At 70.2% G+C, this 18771-nt stretch carries 17 protein-coding genes; 11 read left to right on the forward strand and 6 right to left on the reverse strand.

All coding sequences use genetic code 11. The features are described from left to right. The first annotated feature begins 5 nt into the window (after positions 1–5). From OG447_RS31375 to OG447_RS31390, 4 genes are all read left to right on the forward strand, one after another. Entirely contained in the window at positions 6–3206 is a 3201-nt protein-coding gene (locus OG447_RS31375; protein ID WP_266940921.1) for a nitrate- and nitrite sensing domain-containing protein, read from the forward strand. 10 nt (positions 3207–3216) lie between these two features. Then, positions 3217–3630 carry a roadblock/LC7 domain-containing protein gene (locus OG447_RS31380; RefSeq protein ID WP_030037347.1) on the forward strand — a complete coding sequence of 138 codons (414 nt, stop codon included), beginning with the start codon at positions 3217–3219 and terminating at the stop codon, positions 3628–3630. A gap of 93 nt (positions 3631–3723) precedes the next feature. Then, positions 3724–4281 carry a DUF742 domain-containing protein gene (locus OG447_RS31385; protein ID WP_266940922.1) on the forward strand — a complete coding sequence of 186 codons (558 nt, stop codon included), beginning with the start codon at positions 3724–3726 and terminating at the stop codon, positions 4279–4281. After that, the gene (locus OG447_RS31390; RefSeq protein WP_161288290.1) at positions 4262–4846 is read left to right on the forward strand and encodes an ATP/GTP-binding protein; all 585 of its coding nucleotides are present in this window, start codon (positions 4262–4264) and stop codon (positions 4844–4846) included. Before OG447_RS31385 ends, OG447_RS31390 begins: the two co-directional genes overlap by 20 nt. A 156-nt stretch (positions 4847–5002) precedes the next feature. Here OG447_RS31390 and OG447_RS31395 read toward each other — a convergent pair whose 3' ends face one another. The 3 genes from OG447_RS31395 to OG447_RS31405 all read right to left on the reverse strand — a co-directional run bounded on the left by OG447_RS31395 (position 5003) and on the right by OG447_RS31405 (position 7147). Beyond that, a complete protein-coding gene (locus tag OG447_RS31395) occupies positions 5003–5203 on the reverse strand; it encodes an acyl-CoA carboxylase subunit epsilon (protein ID WP_266940924.1) in 201 nt (66 codons plus the stop codon). A 23-nt stretch (positions 5204–5226) separates the two neighbouring features. Beyond that, entirely contained in the window at positions 5227–6816 is a 1590-nt protein-coding gene (locus OG447_RS31400) for an acyl-CoA carboxylase subunit beta (RefSeq protein WP_266940926.1), read from the reverse strand. Positions 6817–6940: 124 nt separating this feature from the next. Then, on the reverse strand, positions 6941–7147 hold the full coding sequence (locus OG447_RS31405) for an acyl-CoA carboxylase subunit epsilon (RefSeq protein ID WP_266940928.1): 207 nt from the start codon (positions 7145–7147) through the stop codon (positions 6941–6943). Positions 7148–7483: 336 nt separating this feature from the next. Between OG447_RS31405 and OG447_RS31410 the strand changes: the two genes are divergently transcribed. Then, positions 7484–8413, forward strand: coding sequence for a ScbA/BarX family gamma-butyrolactone biosynthesis protein (locus tag OG447_RS31410; RefSeq protein WP_266940930.1), 930 nt, complete (start codon positions 7484–7486; stop codon positions 8411–8413). 94 nt (positions 8414–8507) lie between these two features. Here the strand turns inward: OG447_RS31410 and OG447_RS31415 are convergent, their stop codons facing one another. Beyond that, entirely contained in the window at positions 8508–9359 is an 852-nt protein-coding gene (locus OG447_RS31415) for an SDR family oxidoreductase (protein ID WP_266940932.1), read from the reverse strand. A 136-nt stretch (positions 9360–9495) separates the two neighbouring features. Here OG447_RS31415 and OG447_RS31420 point away from each other — a divergent pair, with 136 nt between their 5' ends. The 5 genes from OG447_RS31420 (at position 9496) to OG447_RS31440 (ending at position 15159) form a co-directional block, all read left to right on the forward strand. After that, entirely contained in the window at positions 9496–10179 is a 684-nt protein-coding gene (locus OG447_RS31420; RefSeq protein WP_266940933.1) for a ScbR family autoregulator-binding transcription factor, read from the forward strand. Between the two features lie 313 nt (positions 10180–10492). After that, complete coding sequence (locus tag OG447_RS31425; RefSeq protein WP_266940934.1) at positions 10493–11968, forward strand: multicopper oxidase family protein; 1476 nt, start codon at positions 10493–10495, stop codon at positions 11966–11968. A gap of 158 nt (positions 11969–12126) precedes the next feature. Next, positions 12127–12369, forward strand: coding sequence for a DUF6059 family protein (locus tag OG447_RS31430; RefSeq protein ID WP_266940935.1), 243 nt, complete (start codon positions 12127–12129; stop codon positions 12367–12369). A gap of 1241 nt (positions 12370–13610) precedes the next feature. Further along, positions 13611–14195 (forward strand): hypothetical protein, encoded by a 585-nt coding sequence (locus OG447_RS31435; RefSeq protein WP_266940937.1) that lies wholly within the window; start codon positions 13611–13613, stop codon positions 14193–14195. After that, a complete protein-coding gene (locus OG447_RS31440) occupies positions 14182–15159 on the forward strand; it encodes a helix-turn-helix domain-containing protein (RefSeq protein WP_266940939.1) in 978 nt (325 codons plus the stop codon). Before OG447_RS31435 ends, OG447_RS31440 begins: the two co-directional genes overlap by 14 nt. Before the next feature lie 82 nt (positions 15160–15241). Here the strand turns inward: OG447_RS31440 and OG447_RS31445 are convergent, their stop codons facing one another. Both OG447_RS31445 and OG447_RS31450 read right to left on the reverse strand, forming a co-directional pair. Beyond that, positions 15242–16849 (reverse strand): alpha/beta hydrolase, encoded by a 1608-nt coding sequence (locus OG447_RS31445; RefSeq protein WP_266940940.1) that lies wholly within the window; start codon positions 16847–16849, stop codon positions 15242–15244. 212 nt (positions 16850–17061) lie between these two features. After that, positions 17062–17820 (reverse strand): GbsR/MarR family transcriptional regulator, encoded by a 759-nt coding sequence (locus tag OG447_RS31450; protein WP_266940941.1) that lies wholly within the window; start codon positions 17818–17820, stop codon positions 17062–17064. Between the two features lie 223 nt (positions 17821–18043). Between OG447_RS31450 and OG447_RS31455 the strand changes: the two genes are divergently transcribed. Then, on the forward strand, positions 18044–18715 hold the full coding sequence (locus OG447_RS31455; RefSeq protein ID WP_266940943.1) for a DUF4097 family beta strand repeat-containing protein: 672 nt from the start codon (positions 18044–18046) through the stop codon (positions 18713–18715). Positions 18716–18771 lie beyond the last annotated feature (56 nt).

Consider the following 18771-nt stretch of genomic DNA (forward strand, 5'->3'; position numbering starts at 1 on the left):
GTCGAGTGAGGCGAAGCATCACGAGCCCCGCGGATGAACCCGCGCGCGGCAACTTCACCCCGCCGCCGCGAGCGGCCGCGTCGCCCGTCGACGCGCCCGTGGGCCCACCCGCGCGCAACGGGAGCACCAGCAGGTTCTCGCCCCGCAACTGGCGCGTGCCGACCCGTCTGAACGCCATCCTGCTCGTGCCCGCCCTCGTCGGGCTGGTCATGGGCGGCTTCCAGGTGAAGGGCTCCATAGACACCTGGAACGAGGCCAAGGACGCCGAGAAGATAGCCAGGGTCGTGACGGCCGCCTCCGAGTACAGCCAGGCGCTGCTCAACGAGCGCGACCTCAGCGCGGAACCGCTGCTGAACGGCGACACCAAGAGCGAGGTCGTCTCCAAGGCATACGGGGTGACCAACTCGGCCAAGGTGAAGTTCGACAAGGCCGTCCAGGACATGCCCAAGGCCCAGGGCCTGGAGCGCCGCCTCGAGCTCTTCCGCGGGGACGAGCCCAAGCTGGAGCAGGTCCGCAAGACCGCGTACCAGGCTCCGCTCGAGAGCGCCAAGAAGAACCTCCCCACCTCGGCGGGCCCCATCCCGACCGAAGAGGGCTACGTGCTGGTCCAGCACTACCTCATGCAGTTCGCCAACGAGCTCGGCCTCGGTACCGGCAACGTGACCTCCTACGGCCGCATGGTCTACGCGATCCAGCTGGCCAAGGCGGCGAACTCGCTCCAGCGCTCCGTCGGCACCCACCTGCTGGTGCGCCCGAGCGCGGACGAGAACATCCGCAAGTCGCAGCTCATCGCCTTCTCCTCCTACGCCTACCTCGAGGAAATCGCCATCGGCGAGTACGTCGCGGCGGGCACCGAGGAGGACGTGAACCGCCTCAAGGAGGTCATGGGCAAGAAGGCGCAGGAGGGCGCGGCCAAGATCACCGAGGCCAAGACCAAGGCCGAACAGGCCGGCGTCCGCTTCGTGCCGCCGCCCATGGGGGTCAACAACTCCCCGCTCGCCAGCATGACCGACGCGATCGCCAGCGGCGACAACAAGGCCAAGCTCGCCGCGGGCGGCACCACGCCCCTGAACTGGCAGGCCGCCGCCACCGCCAAGTTCGACGGCTACGACGAGGTCGAGAAGGAACTCCTCGACAAGGCCGTCAAGGACGCCATCGCGGTCTCCGAAGAGGCCCGCAACGACGCCATCCGCAACGGCGCCATCGTCGTCGTGGCCCTGCTCGCGGCCTTCATCCTGGCCGGCATGATGGCGCGCCAGATGAGCCGCGCGATGTCCCACCTGCGCACCGCCGCCTTCGAGGTCGCCGAGCAGCGTCTGCCGGCACTGGTCGACCAGCTCTCGCGCACCGACCCCGGCAAGGTCGACACCCGGGTCATGCCGATCCCGATCAACTCCCAGGACGAGATCGGCGAGGTCGCCCGCGCCTTCGACCAGGTCCACCAGGAAGCGGTACGGCTCGCCGCCGAGCAGGCGCTCCTGCGAGGGAACGTCAACGCGATCTTCACGAACCTCTCCATGCGCAACCAGTCGCTGATCGAGGGCCAGCTGACCCTCATCACCGACCTGGAGAACAACGAGGCGGACCCGGACCAGCTGGAGAACCTCTTCCGCCTGGACCACCTGGCCACCCGCATGCGCCGCAACGGCGAGAACCTCCTCATCCTCGCGGGTGAGGAACCGGGCCGCCGCTGGGACCAGCCGGTCCCCCTCGTCGACGTCCTGCGCGCCGCCTCCTCCGAGGTGGAGCAGTACGAGCGCGTCGAGCTCTCGGGCGTCTCCGAGGCCGAGATCCACGGCCAGGCCGTGACCGACCTCGTGCACCTGCTCGCCGAGCTCCTGGAGAACGCCACCACGTTCTCCTCCCCGCAGACCAAGGTCCGCGTCAACGCCACCCGTCTGCCCGACGGCCGCGTGATGGTCGAGATCCACGACAAGGGCATCGGCCTCACCGCCGAGGACTTCGCGGACATCAACCACAAGCTGGCCAACCCGCCGACCGTGGACGCCGCGATCTCGCAGCGCATGGGCCTGTTCGTGGTCGGCCGGCTGGCTGACCGCCACAGCATCCGCGTCCAGCTGCGCCCCTCGGGCGAGGCGGCCGGCACCACCTCGCTGGTCATGCTCCCCGACGCCATCACCCACGGTGGCGGTGGCGAGGGCATCCCGGACGACGACTTCACGGTCTCCTCGATCATCCCGGAGCAGAAGGTCCAGCAGCCCGCTCCGCTGCGTACGGCCGCCGAGCTCGGTTTCGACGACTCCCGGTACGACCAGCAGGGCGCCGACGGCCGCGACCTCGACCCGGTGGGCCGCTCCCTCCTCGCCGAGGAGCGCAGGGCCGCGCTGAAGGCCCAGGTCAGCTTCCCGCAGGAGCAGCAGTACGCCGAGCCTGCCGCCCAGGACTATCCGGAACCTCAGCCTGAGCACGGCTACCAGCCGTACCAGGGCTACGAGCAGCAGCCCGAGCAGGGCTACGACGCTCCGTACGAGGCTCCCGACGACTTCCCTGCGCAGCCGGGCTACGAGGCGTATCCCCAGCAGGGGTACACATATCCGGAAGCCGGGTACCAGGACCAGCAGCAGGGCGCCGCAAGCTACGACGACGGCTACAAGGCCCAGCCGCAGCAGGCCGATTGGCCTGCGCAGAACACCTACCCGGGCGGCTACCAGCAGAATTACGGGACCGAATCGGAATCCCAGGCCGGTCCCGAACAGGCCCCGGAACGCGTAGGCTTCGACCGTCCGGGCGCCGCTGCCGACACCGGCCACGAGATGACCGGAGCGGGCCTGCCGCGTCGCGGCAGCCAGCAGCAGTGGCAGCCGGCACAGAAGGAAGCGGAGTCCACCGGATCCCTCTTCGAGCAGCGGCCGCAGCGTCAGCAGCAGCCCGCCGCCCCGGAGCAGGCTCCGGAGGAGACGGAAGGCACGGCGGCGTGGCGTTCGCGTAACGACGAGCGCTGGCAGCAGGCCGGAAAACTCCGTGAGCCGAAGGCGGGCGGGGTCACCCCGTCCGGTCTCCCTCGGCGGGTGCCCAAGGCCAACCTGGTCGAAGGCACCGCGGAGTCGACCCCGCAGGGCGGCCCTCAGGTCTCCCGCGCCCCGGAGGACGTCCGTGGCAGGTTGAGCAACCTGCGGCGCGGTGTCCAGCAGGGACGCAACGCGGGTTCCGAGCAGTCAAGTAACAGCTATGACCAGGAGCGTTAGTGTGAGCCCGATGAGCCAGGCGGCACAGAACCTGAACTGGTTGATCACCAACTTCGTGGACAACACCCCAGGGGTGTCCCACACCGTGGTGGTCTCCGCCGACGGACTCCTTCTGGCGATGTCCGACGGGTTCCCTCGTGACCGCGCCGATCAGCTGGCGGCCGTGGCCTCCGGTCTGACCTCGCTGACCGCCGGGGCCTCCCGGATCTTCGAGGGCGGCGCCGTCAACCAGACCGTGGTCGAGATGGACCGGGGATTCCTTTTCCTCATGTCCGTCTCCGACGGATCCTCGCTCGCGGTGCTCGCGCACCCCGAGTGCGACATCGGCCTCGTGGGCTACGAGATGGCCCTCCTGGTGGACCGAGCGGGCAGCGTCCTCACCCCGGACCTGCGCGCGGAGCTGCAGGGAAGTCTTCTCAACTAGCAGACAGGCAGTGCGTTTCGCGTCATCGCACCATAGGGTGCGGTGGCGCGGTTCCACAGGGAGTACTGCGTACTTGGAGTCGGAGGAGGAAACGTGACAACACCCGGAGGACATCCTTATGGCGGCGCGCAGCAGCCGCAGGGTGGACACGACCAGAACCGCTTCAACTTCCCCTCCTCCCCCAGCCGGCCCGTGCCGGAGCACAACCCGTACCAGCAGCAGCCGTACGGCCAGCCCCAGCAGCCTCAGCAGCCCTACATGCCTCCGCAGCAGCCTCAGCGCGCCGCGCGGCAGCAGGCTCCCAAGGCCCACAACCCGCTGGTGCGCCCGTACGCGATGACCGGCGGCCGTACTCGGCCGCGCTACCAGCTCGCCATCGAGGCGCTGGTCAGTACCACGGCGGATCCCGCCCGGCTGCAAGGGCAGTTGCCCGAGCACCAGCGCATCTGCCGTCTGTGCCAGGAGATCAAATCCGTCGCGGAGATCTCGGCACTTCTCTCCATTCCTCTTGGTGTCGCCCGCATCCTCGTCGCCGACCTGGCGGAGGCGGGCCTTGTCGCCATTCACCAGCCCGGCGGCGACGAGTCTGCCGGTGGCCAGCCAGATGTGACACTGCTCGAAAGGGTGCTCAGTGGACTTCGCAAGCTCTAACGGCGGAGCGGCTCCCCGCTCCACCACCTCCGCGAAGATCGTGGTGGCGGGCGGCTTCGGCGTGGGCAAGACCACGTTCGTCGGGGCCGTGTCCGAGATCAACCCGCTGCGCACCGAAGCCGTCATGACCAGCGCCTCCGCCGGGATCGACGACCTCACCCACACCGGTGACAAGACGACCACCACGGTCGCCATGGACTTCGGCCGCATCACCCTGGACCAGGACCTGATCCTGTACCTCTTCGGTACGCCGGGCCAGGACCGCTTCTGGTTCATGTGGGACGACCTGGTCCGCGGCGCCATCGGTGCCGTCGTCCTCGTCGACACGCGCCGTCTCGCCGACTGCTTCCCCGCCGTCGACTACTTCGAGAACAGCGGCCTGCCGTTCGTCGTGGCCCTCAACGGCTTCGACGGGAACCAGGCGTACACCCCGGAGGAAGTCCGCGAGGCCCTGCAGATCGGCCCGGACGCCCCCATCATCACCACCGACGCCCGCCACCGCGCGGACGCCAAGAGCGCGCTCATCACGCTCGTCGAGCACGCCCTGATGGCGCGCCTGCGGTAGCTCGCGCCCCCGGCCCGTACGAAGGCCCCCGTGTCAGCTGACACGGGGGCCTTCGCCGTGCGCGGGCGGCAGGCGGCAGGCGGCAGGCCGACGAGCCGGGCAAGGCGAAGGCCCCGCACCTGGACGGGTGCGGGGCCTTGCGTCGTACCGAGGGGCTCAGCCCTGCCAGCTGTGCGGGGCGCGGAAGCCCGGGGTGCGCTCCAGGCGGCGCCAGCCGGCCTGGGAGCGGGGGGCGAGGACCGCGGTCTCGGGGGTGGCGGCGGCGCGGGCGAGCAGGATCGCGGTGATCGCGGCCAGCTCCTCGGGCTCGGCGTTGCCCTTCTCGACGCGCAGCAGGGTGTCCGTGGCGATGCTCATGTGGTGGCAGGTCTCCTTCGCGGTTACTGCGGCGGGTTGCCGTGCTTGCGGGACGGCAGATCGGCGTGCTTGTTGCGGAGCATCGCGAGGGTGCTGATGAGCACCTCGCGGGTCTCGGCGGGGTCGATGACGTCGTCGACGAGGCCGCGCTCGGCGGCGTAGTACGGGTGCATCAGTTCCGCCTTGTACTCCTTGACCATCCGCGCACGCATGGCCTCGGGGTCGTCGGCGTCGGCGATCTGCTTTCGGAAGATCACGTTGGCAGCACCCTCGGCGCCCATGACCGCGATCTCGTTCGTCGGCCACGCATACGTCAGGTCGGCGCCGATGGACTGGGAGTCCATGACGATGTACGCGCCGCCGTAGGCCTTGCGCAGGATCAGCGAGATCCGCGGGACGGTGGCGTTGCAGTACGCGTACAGCAGCTTGGCGCCGTGGCGGATGATGCCGCCGTGCTCCTGGTCGACGCCCGGCAGGAAGCCGGGGACGTCCAGCAGCGTGATGATCGGGATGTTGAAGGCGTCGCAGAGCTGGACGAAGCGCGCGGCCTTCTCGGAGGCGTGGATGTCCAGGACACCGGCGAGGTGGCCGGGCTGGTTGGCGACGATGCCGACGACCTGGCCGTTCATCCGCCCCAGGGCGCAGATGATGTTGCGGGCCCAGCGCTCATGGACCTCCAGGTAGTCGCCGTCGTCGAGCAGCTCCTCGATGACCTTGAGCATGTCGTACGGCCGGTTGCCGTCGGCGGGCACCAGGTCCAGCAGCACGTCCGAGCGCCGGGTCTGCGGGTCGGTGCACGGCACGCACGGCGGGTACTCGCGGTTGTTCTGCGGCAGCATCGACAGCAGGTAGCGGACCTCGGCGATGCAGGTCTCCTCGTCGTCGTACGCGAAGTGCGCGACGCCCGAGGTGCCGGCGTGCACGTCCGCGCCGCCGAGACCGTTCTGGGTGATCTCCTCACCCGTGACCGCGCGGACCACGTCCGGGCCGGTGATGAACATCTGCGAGGTGTCCCGGACCATGAACACGAAATCCGTCAGCGCCGGAGAGTACGCCGCGCCGCCCGCGCAGGGCCCGAGCATCACGCTGATCTGCGGGATCACCCCGGACGCCTTGGTGTTGCGCTGGAAGATGCCGCCGTAGCCGGCCAGCGCCGAGACGCCCTCCTGGATACGGGCGCCCGCGCCGTCGTTGAGGGAGACCAGCGGGGCACCGGCCGCGATGGCCATGTCCATGATCTTGTGGATCTTCGTCGCGTGGGCCTCGCCCAGCGCGCCGCCGAAGATCCGGAAGTCGTGCGCGTAGACGAAGACCGTACGGCCCTCGACCGTGCCCCAGCCGGTGATCACACCGTCCGTATAGGGCTTCTTGTCCTCCAGGCCGAAACCGGTCGCCCGGTGCCGGCGCAGCTGCTCCACCTCGCTGAACGAGCCCTCGTCGAGGAGGAGCGCGATGCGCTCGCGAGCGGTCAGCTTGCCCTTGGCGTGCTGCGCCTCGGTCGCACGCTCACTCGGCCCGCGCCGGGCCTGTTCCCGGATCGCCTGCAGCTCGGCCACACGCCCGTGAGCGTCCGCCGCCACAGAGGCCCGAGAAATGTCATCCAGAACTGTCACGACACGTCCCTCCCTCAAGGTGCGGCCCGACCGATGCCCCTCACCATAACAAACCGCGTATGCGGTTTCTAAGGATCGGTGCATGGCGCCCACACACATCAGCCTTGGTCAAAAACCGGCGGCTCTACCGCCAGCTGAACGGGGACCGATAGGCCGTACTGGCCCGTTCTGGCCGCCACGACGGGGCGTCCGGCGGCTCCCCCTCGCCCCACTCCTCACTGCGCCCGGCGAGCACCGAACACAGCACCACGGTCACCGCGGCCAGCTCTTCATCACTGGCACGCCCTCGCTCGACACGGAGAGCGAACTTCTCACCGCCCGAAACGCCCATAACTCCTCCTCGGACCTTCGGCCACGTTCCATGACGCGCCTCAAGGGCCACTTGAGATCCGGCAGGGGCCAAGCAGGAGCGGGAGCCGTCGGCGGAGGGTGGCCGCACGGCGCGGAGCAGGGGCGATGTCCCGGACGGGGCTGGCCGGAATTAGAGCCTCCAGAAGTTCTGTCTCTGGAGGCTCGGATTCCTCTGGAAACTAAACCGGTTGGTATGTATCTTTTCCAAGGCTTCGCAGCTTCACCACAACCCGTCAGCGCCGTTGGTTCAGGGGGAACAATGACTGCGACTACATTCCGAGTTGAGCGACGACCGATCCCTCCGTCATGGGGGACAGTGCAGTCGCCCTTCCTGCCCGCCGTGCCGTCCCAGCCCACTCTGACGGCCACCGTGCCCAAGGAATTGGTGCACCGGGCCGCCGTCGCCGAAGTGATGCTCACCGACTGGGAACGCCAGGACGACACCCATTTCCGGGTGGCCGCCCAATGGCCGCGCAGTCACAGCTTCTTCACTGCTGTCGACGGAGAACACCATGATCCGCTCATGGCCGTGGAAACGATCCGCCAGGTCGGCGCGCTCCTCGGCCACGCCGAGTTCGGGATCCCCTTCGGTCAGCTCTTCCTTCTGCACGACATCGCCGTGACCGTCCACCCGGAGCAGCTCCAGGTCCGCCAGACCCCCGCCTCGCTCGACATCGAGGTCACCTGCACCGAGGTGAAGCGGCGGGGCAGCGCCCTGGTGGCGCTGTGTTACGAGACGACGGTCCGCCGCGAAGGCCTGCCGGTCGCGACGGGACGGATCTCCTACTCCTGCACCAGCCCCGCCGTGTACCGAAGGCTGCGTCCGGCGCACGTGCTGAACGGCGCCCTGCGCCCGCTTCCGCTGACGGCGCCCGCGGCGCCGCAGAGCGTGGGACGGACCTCGCCGGCCGACGTGGTGCTCACGCCCATCGGTGAGCCGGGCCGCTGGCAGCTGCGCGTGGACACCCGCCACCCCGTGCTCTTCGACCACCCGGTCGACCACGTGCCGGGCATGCTGCTCCTGGAGGCCGCCCGGCAGGCCGCGGCCGCCGTACTGGAACGTTCCGCCTTCCTTCCCCTCGGCATCACCAGCGAGTTCGAGCGGTACGCCGAACTCGACGCCCCCTGCTTCATCGAGGCCGAGCTCCTGGGCCGGTCCGGACGGGGCGAGGCGCAGCGGGTGCGCGTGACGGGCCATCAGGACGGCGAGCTCGTCTTCGTCTCCACCGTGACAGCGGCGCCGTAGCCCCCGTCGATCCGGCACACCGGCCGGCCCGCACCCCGGCGCCGCCCGCACCGCACCGCCCGACCACGTGGTCGGCCGGCCCGGCGCAGCGGCGTCAGAGCGGCATGAAGGCCGACAGCCGGGTCGCCGCCCAGTCCCGGAACGAACGTGCCGGTCGCCCCGTCAGCTCCGCGACCGTCCCCTCCACACCGGCCTTGGCCCCGTCCCGCTGCCGCAGCGCACTGCTCAGCAACGCCTCGACCACGGGCGCCGGATGGCGCTCGCTCCACAGGGCCCGGGCCCGCTCCGGCTCCAGCTCCTCGAAACGCAGTGGACGGCCCAGAAGCTCGCCGAGCTGGGCCGTCTGCTGTGCTGCGCTGACGGCCTGCGGCCCGGTCAGCGTGTACGCCCGCCCGTGATGGTGTCCGGGCCCGGTGAGGACGCGCACCGCCACGTCCGCGATGTCGCGGGGATCGACGCATGAGTTGGCGGAGGACCCGTACAAGGACCGGACGACCTGCTCCGCGCGCACGGAGACGGACCAGGAGAGCGTGTTGGACATGAAGGAGCGGGGGCGCAGCAGCGTCCACCCCATCCCGGACGCCCGCAGGAGGTCCTCGTTCCCGCGCTGCCACCGGGTGATGAGGTCATCGGCCAGCGGATCCGCCACGGCGGCGGCGGACAGCTTCACCACGTGCTGCACCCCGGTGGTCCGTGCGGCCTCCAGGAAGCGGGCGTCCTGGTCCCCGGCGACGCGGTTGGTCACCAGGAGCACGGTGTGCACCCCGCTCAGCGCACGGCCGAGCGACTGCGGGTCGTCGTAGTCCCCGGGAACGGTCTCGGCCGTCGCCGGCGCCCCCTCGACGCGGTCCGGGTTCCTGGCCATGACGCGGACCGCGGGACCGGGCGGGAGCCTTCGCAGCACCTCGCGGCCGACCGTTCCCGTGGCGCCTGTCACAAGGATCATCAGTGTCCCTACCTGAAATATGCAGAAAAAGTGGAGGAGGCTGGGCGAGGAGATCGCTCCCTGTAAGATACGGACTAGGCGGTATTTTCCCAACGCCTTCCACGGTTACCACCGTCCCAGGGAGGGAGGACCCACAGTGGCCGAGCAAGTCCGAGCCATCCGCACGCGCCAGGCGATCCTGTCCGCGGCAGCGAAGATCTTCGAAGAACGCGGATACCAGTCGTCCACGATCTCCGAGATCCTCACCGCTGCCGGAGTGACCAAGGGCGCCCTGTACTTCCACTTCCAGTCGAAGGAAGAACTGGCCCAGGGAGTCCTGGCCGCGCAGGACCAGAACCTCGTCCTCCCCGACCGCGCGTCCAAGATCCAGGAGATCGTGGACATCGTCATGCTGCACACCTACCGCCTGCAGACCGACCCCATGGTCCGGGCCGGGGTGCGCCTCACCATGGACCAGACGGCGCAGGGACTCGACCGCAGCGGCCCGTTCCGCAGCTGGGCCGCCCCCGTCCGGGCACGGCTGGAGAAGGCCCAGGCCCAGGGCGAGCTGCTCCCGCACGTCGTGCCGGCCGAGACCGCCGACGTCCTCGTGGGCACCTACGCCGGCATCCAGTCCATGTCCCAGGCCCTGAGCGACTACCAGGACCTCGTGGTCCGGGTCACCGCACTGCTGCGCCACCTCATGCCCAGCATCGTGCAGTCCTCGGTCCTCACCTCCGTGGACATGTCCGAGAGCCGGGCTGCGCACGTCTACGCCGAAGCCGTCGCGTACTCCCAGGTGCCGGCCGACGCCGAGGAAGCGGCGGTCGCGGCCGGCTGACCGCCACCGCCACGGGCCGGATGGTCCAGCCGGCCCTCTCCGTGCGGCTGCGCGGGGCGCCGTACTGTCCTGCCCGTCCGGTGGTTCCCGGGCTCAAAATATACCGGTCGACCCTTTTGATTTTCGGCCGCCGCATGCCGCACCGCCCTGCCGGCCGACGGCGACGGCCCCGTCCGAGGCCAACCGCCGGCGCCCAGGCGCGCACAGCCGTTCTCACCGGTCCCACCAGTGCAGCTCTAGCGGCGTGTGCTGGAGTCGGCGCAGCCCGCAGCCGCCCGGCCGCACGGCGCAACCTCCGACCGAGGAGAAGGCCATGGCCACCCGACGTACCGTGCTCAGCGCAGCCCTCGTGACGGCCGGCACCGGCACGTTCACCGTGGCTGCCCTCAAGCCGCTGCTGGGCCGGTCCGACACCGGTCCGGCCGCCCCCGCCGCCCAGGCGGTGGCCGCCGCCGCCCCGGTCGTCGAGAAGTTCCGGCTGGCGATGCCCACCATGCCGGTCCTCACCCCGTCCTCGACCGCCAACGGCGTCGACCGCTACGTGATGACGATGCGCCGGGCCCGCAAGGAGATCATCCCCGGCTTCCAGACCGAGGTCCTGACGTACAACGGCCACTTCCCCGGCCCCGTCATCAAGGCCCGCTCCGGCCGCACGGTCTCGGTCCGCCAGTACAACGGCATCGACATGCCCACCTCGGTCCACCTGCACGGCGCCTCGGTGCTCCCGGAGGACGACGGCTCGCCGATGGAGACCATCGCCCCGGGCGCCAACCGCACGTACACGTACCCGAACAAGCAGCCCCACGCCTCCCTCTGGTACCACGACCACGCGCACCACATGGAGTCCGAGCACGTCTACCGCGGCCTGTCCGGCTCCTACCTGATCACCGACAACGTCGAACAGGCCCTGCCGCTGCCCTCCGGCGCGTACGACGTCCCGATCGCCATCCGCGACGCCGGCTTCGACGACCGGGGCCAGCTCCTCTACACGATGGGCGACTTCGACGGCCGCAACACGATCCTCTCCAACGGCAAGGCGTACCCGTACTTCCAGGTAGCCGCCCGCAAGTACCGCTTCCGCTTCCTGAACTCCGCCAACCTGCGCTCCTTCACCCTGCGCCTGGCCGACGGCAGCGAGCTGATCCAGATAGCCTCCGACGGCGGCCTGCTCCCCAAGCCCCACCGCACCACCGAGGTCGCCCTCTCGCCCGGCGAGCGCGCCGACGTCGTCATCGACTTCTCCCGCTACCCGGTGGGCACCCAGATCGTCCTGGAGAACACCAACCTCGGCGGCGGCCCCGTCGAGAACTTCGGCCAGGTGCTCCGCTTCGACGTGACCCGCACCGCACCCGACACCAGCTCGGTGCCCGCGGTGCTGCGCACCATGCCGGCCCTGCCGACGCCCACCGCCGAGCGGGCGGTCGTGATGCGGATGGACGAGAGCGGCGCCCCGGACGCGCTCGCGTTCCTCAACGACAAGGTCTATGACCACAACCGCATCGACGAGTACGTCCGCCACGGCGCCAGCGAGGTCTGGACGATCACCAACGTGAACACGTTCATGCCGCACAACTTCCACATGCACCTCGTCCAGTTCCGGGTGATCGAGCGCAACGGCCAGCCGCCGACCGCCGACGAGTCGGGGTTCAAGGACACCGTGTGGCTGATGCCGGGGGACAAGGTCAAGATCCAGGCGACCTTCGACACCTACCGCGGCCAGTACCTGTACCACTGCCACCTGATCGACCACTCCGCCATGGGCATGATGGGCCAGTTCAAGATCACCTGATCCCGCGCGACGGAGCGCCGGAGCGGCCGACGGCCACTCCGGCGCTCCGTCGCTCCGGCGACGCTCCACCACCCCTCGGCCCCGTCTCAGCCGCCGCACCGAAGGGTATGTGGTGCGTACACATGCCCGTCACCGCGACGACCGGAGTGAGGCCAGACATGAGACCCTCCCTTGCCCGCCGCCTGCTGCGCTCCCTCTACGGCAGCCTGGTGGCGTACGGCACGCTCTACACGGGCGGTGAACCCAGAACCGCGAACACCCCCAGCCCCGCGGCGCCCCCGCCCCCCGCCCCCCTCCGCGGCCTCACCGGCCCCGCCCGTTCCCACCCCGAACGCGTCCGCCCGGACATCCCCCTCACCCCCCTGGAACTAGCCCTCCAGCGCGAGCTGCGCTCGCGCTAGCGCTGTGACCGGAAGGTTCCACCGGGTCGCGCGGCCCGGGCCGGCACCTCGCTGTGTTGTCGGGCCGCACGCGTACATCCAGTACCAGCCGCAGCCCTGCGCCTTGCGCTGCTTCCCCCAGGCCCCGCAGGCTTGGGGAGACCCCAGGCCCCGGACGACGCGCCCTGCCGGCCCTGCCGGCCTCGCCGACCCGTCCATCGAGCCGACGGACATCTGCGGCTGCCCCGCGGGACGCGACGTGCCTCCAGGCGGCCGTCGCCAGAGGCCGGCCCCACGAGCGAGTTCGTCAGGACTGACCACGTAGAGGTGAGTTTCTGACCGTTCCGGTGCGCGAAGCGGAACCTACTGGCATCAGATCCGAACTGCTGCTCGATCTGGGCCTGTTCGTTCGATCCGGGATGCGGAGGGGGCGTCACTTGTGGGGGTGACCTCGCTCACACGTGTCGCCTTCTGTGGGGCGTGCGGCTCTGGTTGTTCACAGATGCCGCTCTCGCCGGTTCCCGAACGGACATAGGGGGGCAAATCAGGTTTCCGTGGGCAGCGGTCTGCTCAAAGTTTTTCGCCCCCCTGCGCGAGCAGGGGGGCGCCAAGGTGCACTCAGGCCATGAGATGCCTCTTGAATGCGGTCAGTTGGAGCTGAGCCGCCGTCCCCATGGTGGCGTGCCACGAGGGGGCATGTGGTGCGATTCGGGGCCCTGCGGAGGCGAGCTCCCGGAAGCCTGAAGAACCACAACAACTGAACAATACCTCTGACCTGGCCTCCTTGACGTGGGGGAGCTGCCTCGGTGGTCAATTCTCTGGACTTCTTCTCACCCCGACGGCACCCCTACGCCCCAGGAGAGGGCGATGAAGGTCGTCGGCGCTCTACCAGATCCAGGCTCTTTCCGCTGTAAGCGAGTGTGGCGCGTCGCGCCCGAACGGGTTGTTCACGAGCGCACAACGTCCGTGCGGGAGCGTGACCGTAGAGCGGGGAGGAACCCGATATGAGGCAGACTGATTATCGCGCGCGGAAGCCTCGGAGGACCTACCGGTTCCCCAGCCGGCAGATGGAGTTGGAGCTCTTGAACGCCGGGCGGCCAGGTTCGTACCAACTGAATAAGCAATGCACTCAGGCCGAGTTACACCCTCGGTACGGGACCTCCCGTACCGAGGGTCGAGCGAGGGCGCCCCCTGTACGGGGGGCGCCCTCGCTCATACCCCTCTGACCGGGCGGGCTTTGCCCTCCCGTACCAGGAGATGAGATGCGTACCCCTTCCAGGAAGCGCCGTCTTGCCATCGCCGCTTCCCTCGCCAACGCCACCGGCGCCACCGCGGGCTTCACCGCCCACCTCCTCGGATGCGACCCCGACACCTCGGTGTCGGTCGGAGTCCTCGTCAGCGGCACCGTCGGAGACCTCCTGAAGCAGTGGGCGTCTCCCGGCGACCAGCTGACCGAGCCCGTCGACACGGCCGAGCCCGTCGACACGGCCGAGCCCGCCGGGCCCGCCGGGCCCGCCGGGACGACCGCCCCGGCAGGCACCGACGAGCCGGCCACGGACCGCGCCCCGGCCGAGGCCCACCGGCCGGCGGCCGACGGCCGCGTTCACCACGGCACCGGCCGTGCTCACGGCCACGACGTCGTCCGCCCGGGGTACGCCCGGTGCGCCCGCCGGACCGGACTGCCGTCCACCACCGCGGCGCCCGGGCCGTCCCGGACGGCGGCACCGGCCGCTCCCCGCCACGCCGGCCACCGGCATCTGCACCGGGGGGCCCAGAAGTTCGTGCGGCGCGTCCACGGGCGCGCGGCCGGGCCCCAGGAGGTGACGGGGTCCGGTGGCGCGTCCTGAGAAGGAGATCCCCGCAAATGCGCTGATGGAGGTGGCGGAGCTGGCCCGCGAACTGCGGGCGCTCCGGCGCCGCAGCAACCTGACCTACAGGGAACTGGCCTCCACCTCGCACTACTCCGCCGCGGCCCTGTCCACGGCGGCGTCGGGCCAGCGCACCCCGAAGTGGGAGATAGTCGAAGCGTTCGTCCTCGGCTGCGGCTACAAGGGCGACATGCGCGCCTGGCGCGCGATCCACCGCAACGCGCTCGCCCGTGAAGCCGGGGAGGACGCCCGCAAGAAGGCTTCGGCCGGCGAAGACACCGCCGCCGACGAGGACGTCGACGGAGCGCAGCAGGCCGAGCCGACGATCCCGGGTCCTCCGGACGGTCTGCTCGCCCTCGTCCAGCAGTTCATGGAGACGCACAAGGGAGACGAGCTCCAGCGGGTCACGAGCCCGACCGTGGACCACGTGCACACGGCCCTGGCCCTGTGCACCACGCCCCAGGACGTGCTGTCCGTCATGCGCGAGGTGGTCGCCGACAGAGGGCTGACCAGCGCCGACCTGGAGAAGCGCAGCCGCCGGCTGTACCCGATCTCCAGCACGACGTTCGCAGCCGTCCTCAACGGGGACGAACTCCCCACCACCGAGTGGCTGCACATCTTCCTGACCACCTGCGGTATGGAACCGGCTCGCACCCTGATCTGGCACCACACGGTGTCCCGCATCAAGATCGCGAACCTGCGGCACCGGCACACGCCGCCGCCTATGGCCATACCGGAGTCCCCGGCCGCCGCGGAGCGGACGCTGGCAACCGTTCGCCTGGTGTTCCTGCTCCTCCTCAGCACCCTGATCGGCGTAAGCGTCGGGCTGATGGTCTTCATCACCACCCGGTCCATCACCAACGGCATCATGGCGGGGGTGAGCATCACCAGCACAGCGCCGCTGATCGTGAGCTACGTCAGCAAGTCCCGCGGATCGGACTGAGCCGGTCCGCCGACAGTTCGAGAGAGGGGCCGCCCATCCAGGGTCGGCCCCTCTTCGCCGCGCCGGCCCCGCGTGACGGCGCTCAGCGCAGGACGGGGATCACATCGCGGGTCTCGTCGACCTCGATGCCCGCGGTGCGGCGGCCGAGCGCTTCCGGGGGCGCCTCGTCCGCACAGACGGTGCCCCGTGCGGGCAGCGCCAGGGTGGCGAGGTAGTCCGTGACCAGGGCGCTGACGCACGCGCTCCGGTTGTAGGCGGTGTGTCCCTCACCGGCGAAGGTCAGCAGCCGCCCGTTGTCCAGCGTCCCGGCGAGGGCCACGGCGTCCTGGTACGGGGTGTCCGGGTCCCCGGTCGTGCCGAGGACCAGGATCGGGGCGGAACCGGCCGCCCGGTAGGAGCCCTCGTAGCGGCTCGGGCGCTCCGCCGGCCACTGGGCGCAGGTGGGCGCGTGGTTGTGGTCGTAGGTGGGCGGCCCGAGCCCGATGGGCGGTCCCAGCAGGGGAGCGGCGGCGATCTCGGCGCCGACCAGCGCGCCCAGGAGCACGGTGCTGGTCGGATACGCGCGGTCGGCGCACTCGACGGCCGTGTTGACGTTGAGGAAGTCGAAGGACGCCGGCGAGGGCGGGGACAGCAGGAACGAACCCTGCCGCACCTGGGCCGCCCGCAGGGCCTCCCCCAGGGCGGGCCAGATCTCCTTGCCCGCGTTGATGTTGAACATCAGACGGTAGGCGAGGGTGTAGCCGGTGGCCGGGCGTCCGCTCGCCGTGATGACCGGGTCGGCGTCCAGCGCCCGCTTGAGCTCTTCGAAGGCCTGCCGCGGCCGGCCTTCGCCGAATCCGCACGCGGTGGCGTTCTGCGCGCACCAGTCCAGGAACCGGCCGACCGCCGCGTCCAGGGCGACGAACTGCGCGGCGTCGTACGCGTACGGCACGTCGGCGTAGCGACGCGGATCGTATCCCCCGTCCAGGACCATGGCGCGCACGCGCCGGGGGAACTGCGCGGCGTAGACGGTGCCGGCGTAACTGCCGAAGGAACGGCCGTAGAAACTGACCGTCTCCTCGCCGAGGGCCTGGCGCAGCAGGTCGATGTCCTTGGCGTTCGAGGCGGTGCCGATGAACGGCACGAGGTCCGGGGACCGTTGCTGACAGGCGGTGGCGAAGTCGAGGCCCTGCCGGATGGCGCCGTGCAGGGCTCCGGGCCCGGGTACGCCGCGTGCGGCGTCGACGGCGGCGGAGTACTCCTCGTCGTTCCAGCACTCGACCTGTCCGCTGCGCGCCACGCCGCGCATGTCGTACCCGACGACGTCGAAGGCGTCACGGAGGGAGGCGGGGAGCGCGGCGTAGCTGTTGCGGGCGAAGTCCACGCCGGAGTTGCCGGGTCCGCCGGGATGCAGCAGCAGGACACCGGTGCGATGGACCGGGTCGGCCGCGAGCCGCCGGGTGACCGCGAGCGGGATCGTACGCCCGGTGGGCCGGCGGTAGTCCAGCGGTACCCGGGCGGTCGCGCACTCGAACCCGTCCCCCGGGCCGGCGCAGGGGCCCCAGGACAGGACGGGAACGGGTGGAGCGGCGGGGGCCGTCGCCGTGGCGGCCCCGGGCGCGGCCCCGAGGAGCGCGGTGACCGCGATCAGGACGAGGGTTATCCCCCAGACCACTCGCGTGCGAGGGGCATCGGCCAAACGGGTCTGCATGCGGCGAGCCTCCGTCATGGGCGTTGAGGGACGGGCGAAAACGTAGCCGCCGGCCGCTGCCCGCGTCGGCCCACCAGGAGTTGATTCCTCGGTACCACCAGGGGAAGCGTCCGGCTGCAACCAGGGTCGTACGCTCCCGGGAAACGCGCAGGTCGGCGCCCGTCCCACATCAACCACGCTCCGACGACTGTCAGCGCCCCGATGAAGCCGTGTCAGTGGCCGGTGGCCGGTGGCACCTCCACGGCGCCGTCGGAGGGCGTTCCGGCTTTCGTGTGGAGGATCTCGCGGGCCTGCTCCGCCGCTCGGGCGATGCTCTCGGAGACGAAGTCGAGGAAGCGGGCGACGTTCTCCAGGCGGGCGGCGGCCGGGGTGTCGCGGCCGAGGACGCCGACGCCCTGCCGGGCGATCTCGACGATCTGGGCGGTGGACCGGGCGCTGGCGACCATCGACTGGTACCAGATGTCGTCGTCGACGATGTAGTGCTCGCGGCGGCGTTCGTCGCGTTCCCGGCGGACGAAGCCCTGGCTCTCGAGGAACGAGATCGCCTTGGAGATGGACGCCGGGCTGACCTGGAGGTGCTGGACGAGTTCGGACGCGGTGAGGCTGCCCGTGTCGGTGAGGGTGATGCAGGCCATCACCCGGGACATCATCGTGGGCATTCCCGAATTCATGAGGACGGTGGTGTACGCCTCCTCGTACTCGCGTACGGCCTCGGGGTCGCGTCCGTGGGCCTGCGGGTGCGCCTCGGGCCCCCGGGGCGCGGCCTGCCTGCGCCGGTGGGCGCGGCGTTCGGTGGCGCGGTGGGCCAGGTCGGCGCGGTAGGCGGTGGGGCCGCCGTTCCGCGTCACCTCACGCGTGATCGTCGAGGTCGGACGGTCGAGACGTCTGGCGATCTCCGCGTAGGCGAGGCCGTCGGCCAGCCCCAGTGCGATCTGCTGACGTTCCTGCTGGGTGAGCCTGCCTCCCGGCATCGCGATCTCCTTCGTTCTCCTTTGATGCCGCCATTATAGCGTTCACCTTCAACTCGTTGCAACGAACAGATGCGTATCGTTGCATTAATCCTCAGGCTCACTGCAACGATTTCCTAGCTCTGACCTGCATAGATAGTGATTCCACGCAACGAACCAGTTGAAGGACTTTCGAATGCAACGTAGCGTTTCACTCATCAGAAACAGCGAGTCGCAGGAGAGCATCATGCAGAAGTTCGACACCCCCGCCCCGGTCTCCGCCGTCCTGGACATCCCCGCGGGACGCATCCGGTTCATCGCCGCCGACCGGGCCGACACCACGGTCGAGATCCTCCCCGCGGACGCCTCGAAGGGCCGCGACGTGAAGGCGGCGGAGCGGACCACGGTCGAGTACCGCGACGGAGTCCTGCGGATCGAGGCCGAACCGGCGAAGAACCAGCTCCTCGGCAGCTCCGGATCCATCGAGGTGACCGTCCAGCTGCCCGCAGGCTCCCGGGTCGAGGCGAAGGCGGCCAGCGCCGAGTTCCGGGGTGTCGGACGGCTCGGCGACGTCGCCTTCGAGGGCGCGCAGGGCTCGGTCAAGCTCGACGAGACCGCGAGCGCCCGCCTCACCCTTCTCGGCGGCGACGTGTCGGTCGGCCGCCTGGGCGGCCCCGCGGAGATCAGCACCCAGAAGGGCGACCTCCACATCGCCGAGGCCATGCGCGGCACGGTCACGCTGCGCACCGAGTACGGCGAGATCTCGATCGGCGCCGCCCGCGGAGTCTCCGCCTCCCTGGACGCCGGCACCGCCTACGGCCGGATCAACAACGCGCTCAAGAACACCGACGGCGCCACCGCCGGTCTGAACATCCACGCGACCACCGCCTACGGCGACGTCACCGCCCGCAGCCTCTAGCCGCCCGAAGCCTCTGAAGGAGCACTCATCATGACCAACCTGGCCATCGCGGCGAA

It is taken from the genome of Streptomyces sp. NBC_01408 (assembly GCF_026340255.1).
Classification (GTDB): Bacteria; Actinomycetota; Actinomycetes; order Streptomycetales; family Streptomycetaceae; genus Streptomyces.

Coding starts and splice junctions, on each gene's coding strand:
- OG447_RS31445 (WP_266940940.1), bottom strand. CDS start 16,849: ATGCAGACCCGTTTGGCCGATGCCCCTCGCACGCGAGTGGTCTGGGGG.
- OG447_RS31415 (WP_266940932.1), bottom strand. CDS start 9,359: ATGATCCTTGTGACAGGCGCCACGGGAACGGTCGGCCGCGAGGTGCTG.
- OG447_RS31380 (WP_030037347.1), top strand. CDS start 3,217: ATGAGCCAGGCGGCACAGAACCTGAACTGGTTGATCACCAACTTCGTG.
- OG447_RS31430 (WP_266940935.1), top strand. CDS start 12,127: ATGAGACCCTCCCTTGCCCGCCGCCTGCTGCGCTCCCTCTACGGCAGC.
- OG447_RS31450 (WP_266940941.1), bottom strand. CDS start 17,820: ATGCCGGGAGGCAGGCTCACCCAGCAGGAACGTCAGCAGATCGCACTG.
- OG447_RS31435 (WP_266940937.1), top strand. CDS start 13,611: ATGCGTACCCCTTCCAGGAAGCGCCGTCTTGCCATCGCCGCTTCCCTC.
- OG447_RS31455 (WP_266940943.1), top strand. CDS start 18,044: ATGCAGAAGTTCGACACCCCCGCCCCGGTCTCCGCCGTCCTGGACATC.
- OG447_RS31405 (WP_266940928.1), bottom strand. CDS start 7,147: ATGGGCGTTTCGGGCGGTGAGAAGTTCGCTCTCCGTGTCGAGCGAGGG.
- OG447_RS31395 (WP_266940924.1), bottom strand. CDS start 5,203: ATGAGCATCGCCACGGACACCCTGCTGCGCGTCGAGAAGGGCAACGCC.
- OG447_RS31425 (WP_266940934.1), top strand. CDS start 10,493: ATGGCCACCCGACGTACCGTGCTCAGCGCAGCCCTCGTGACGGCCGGC.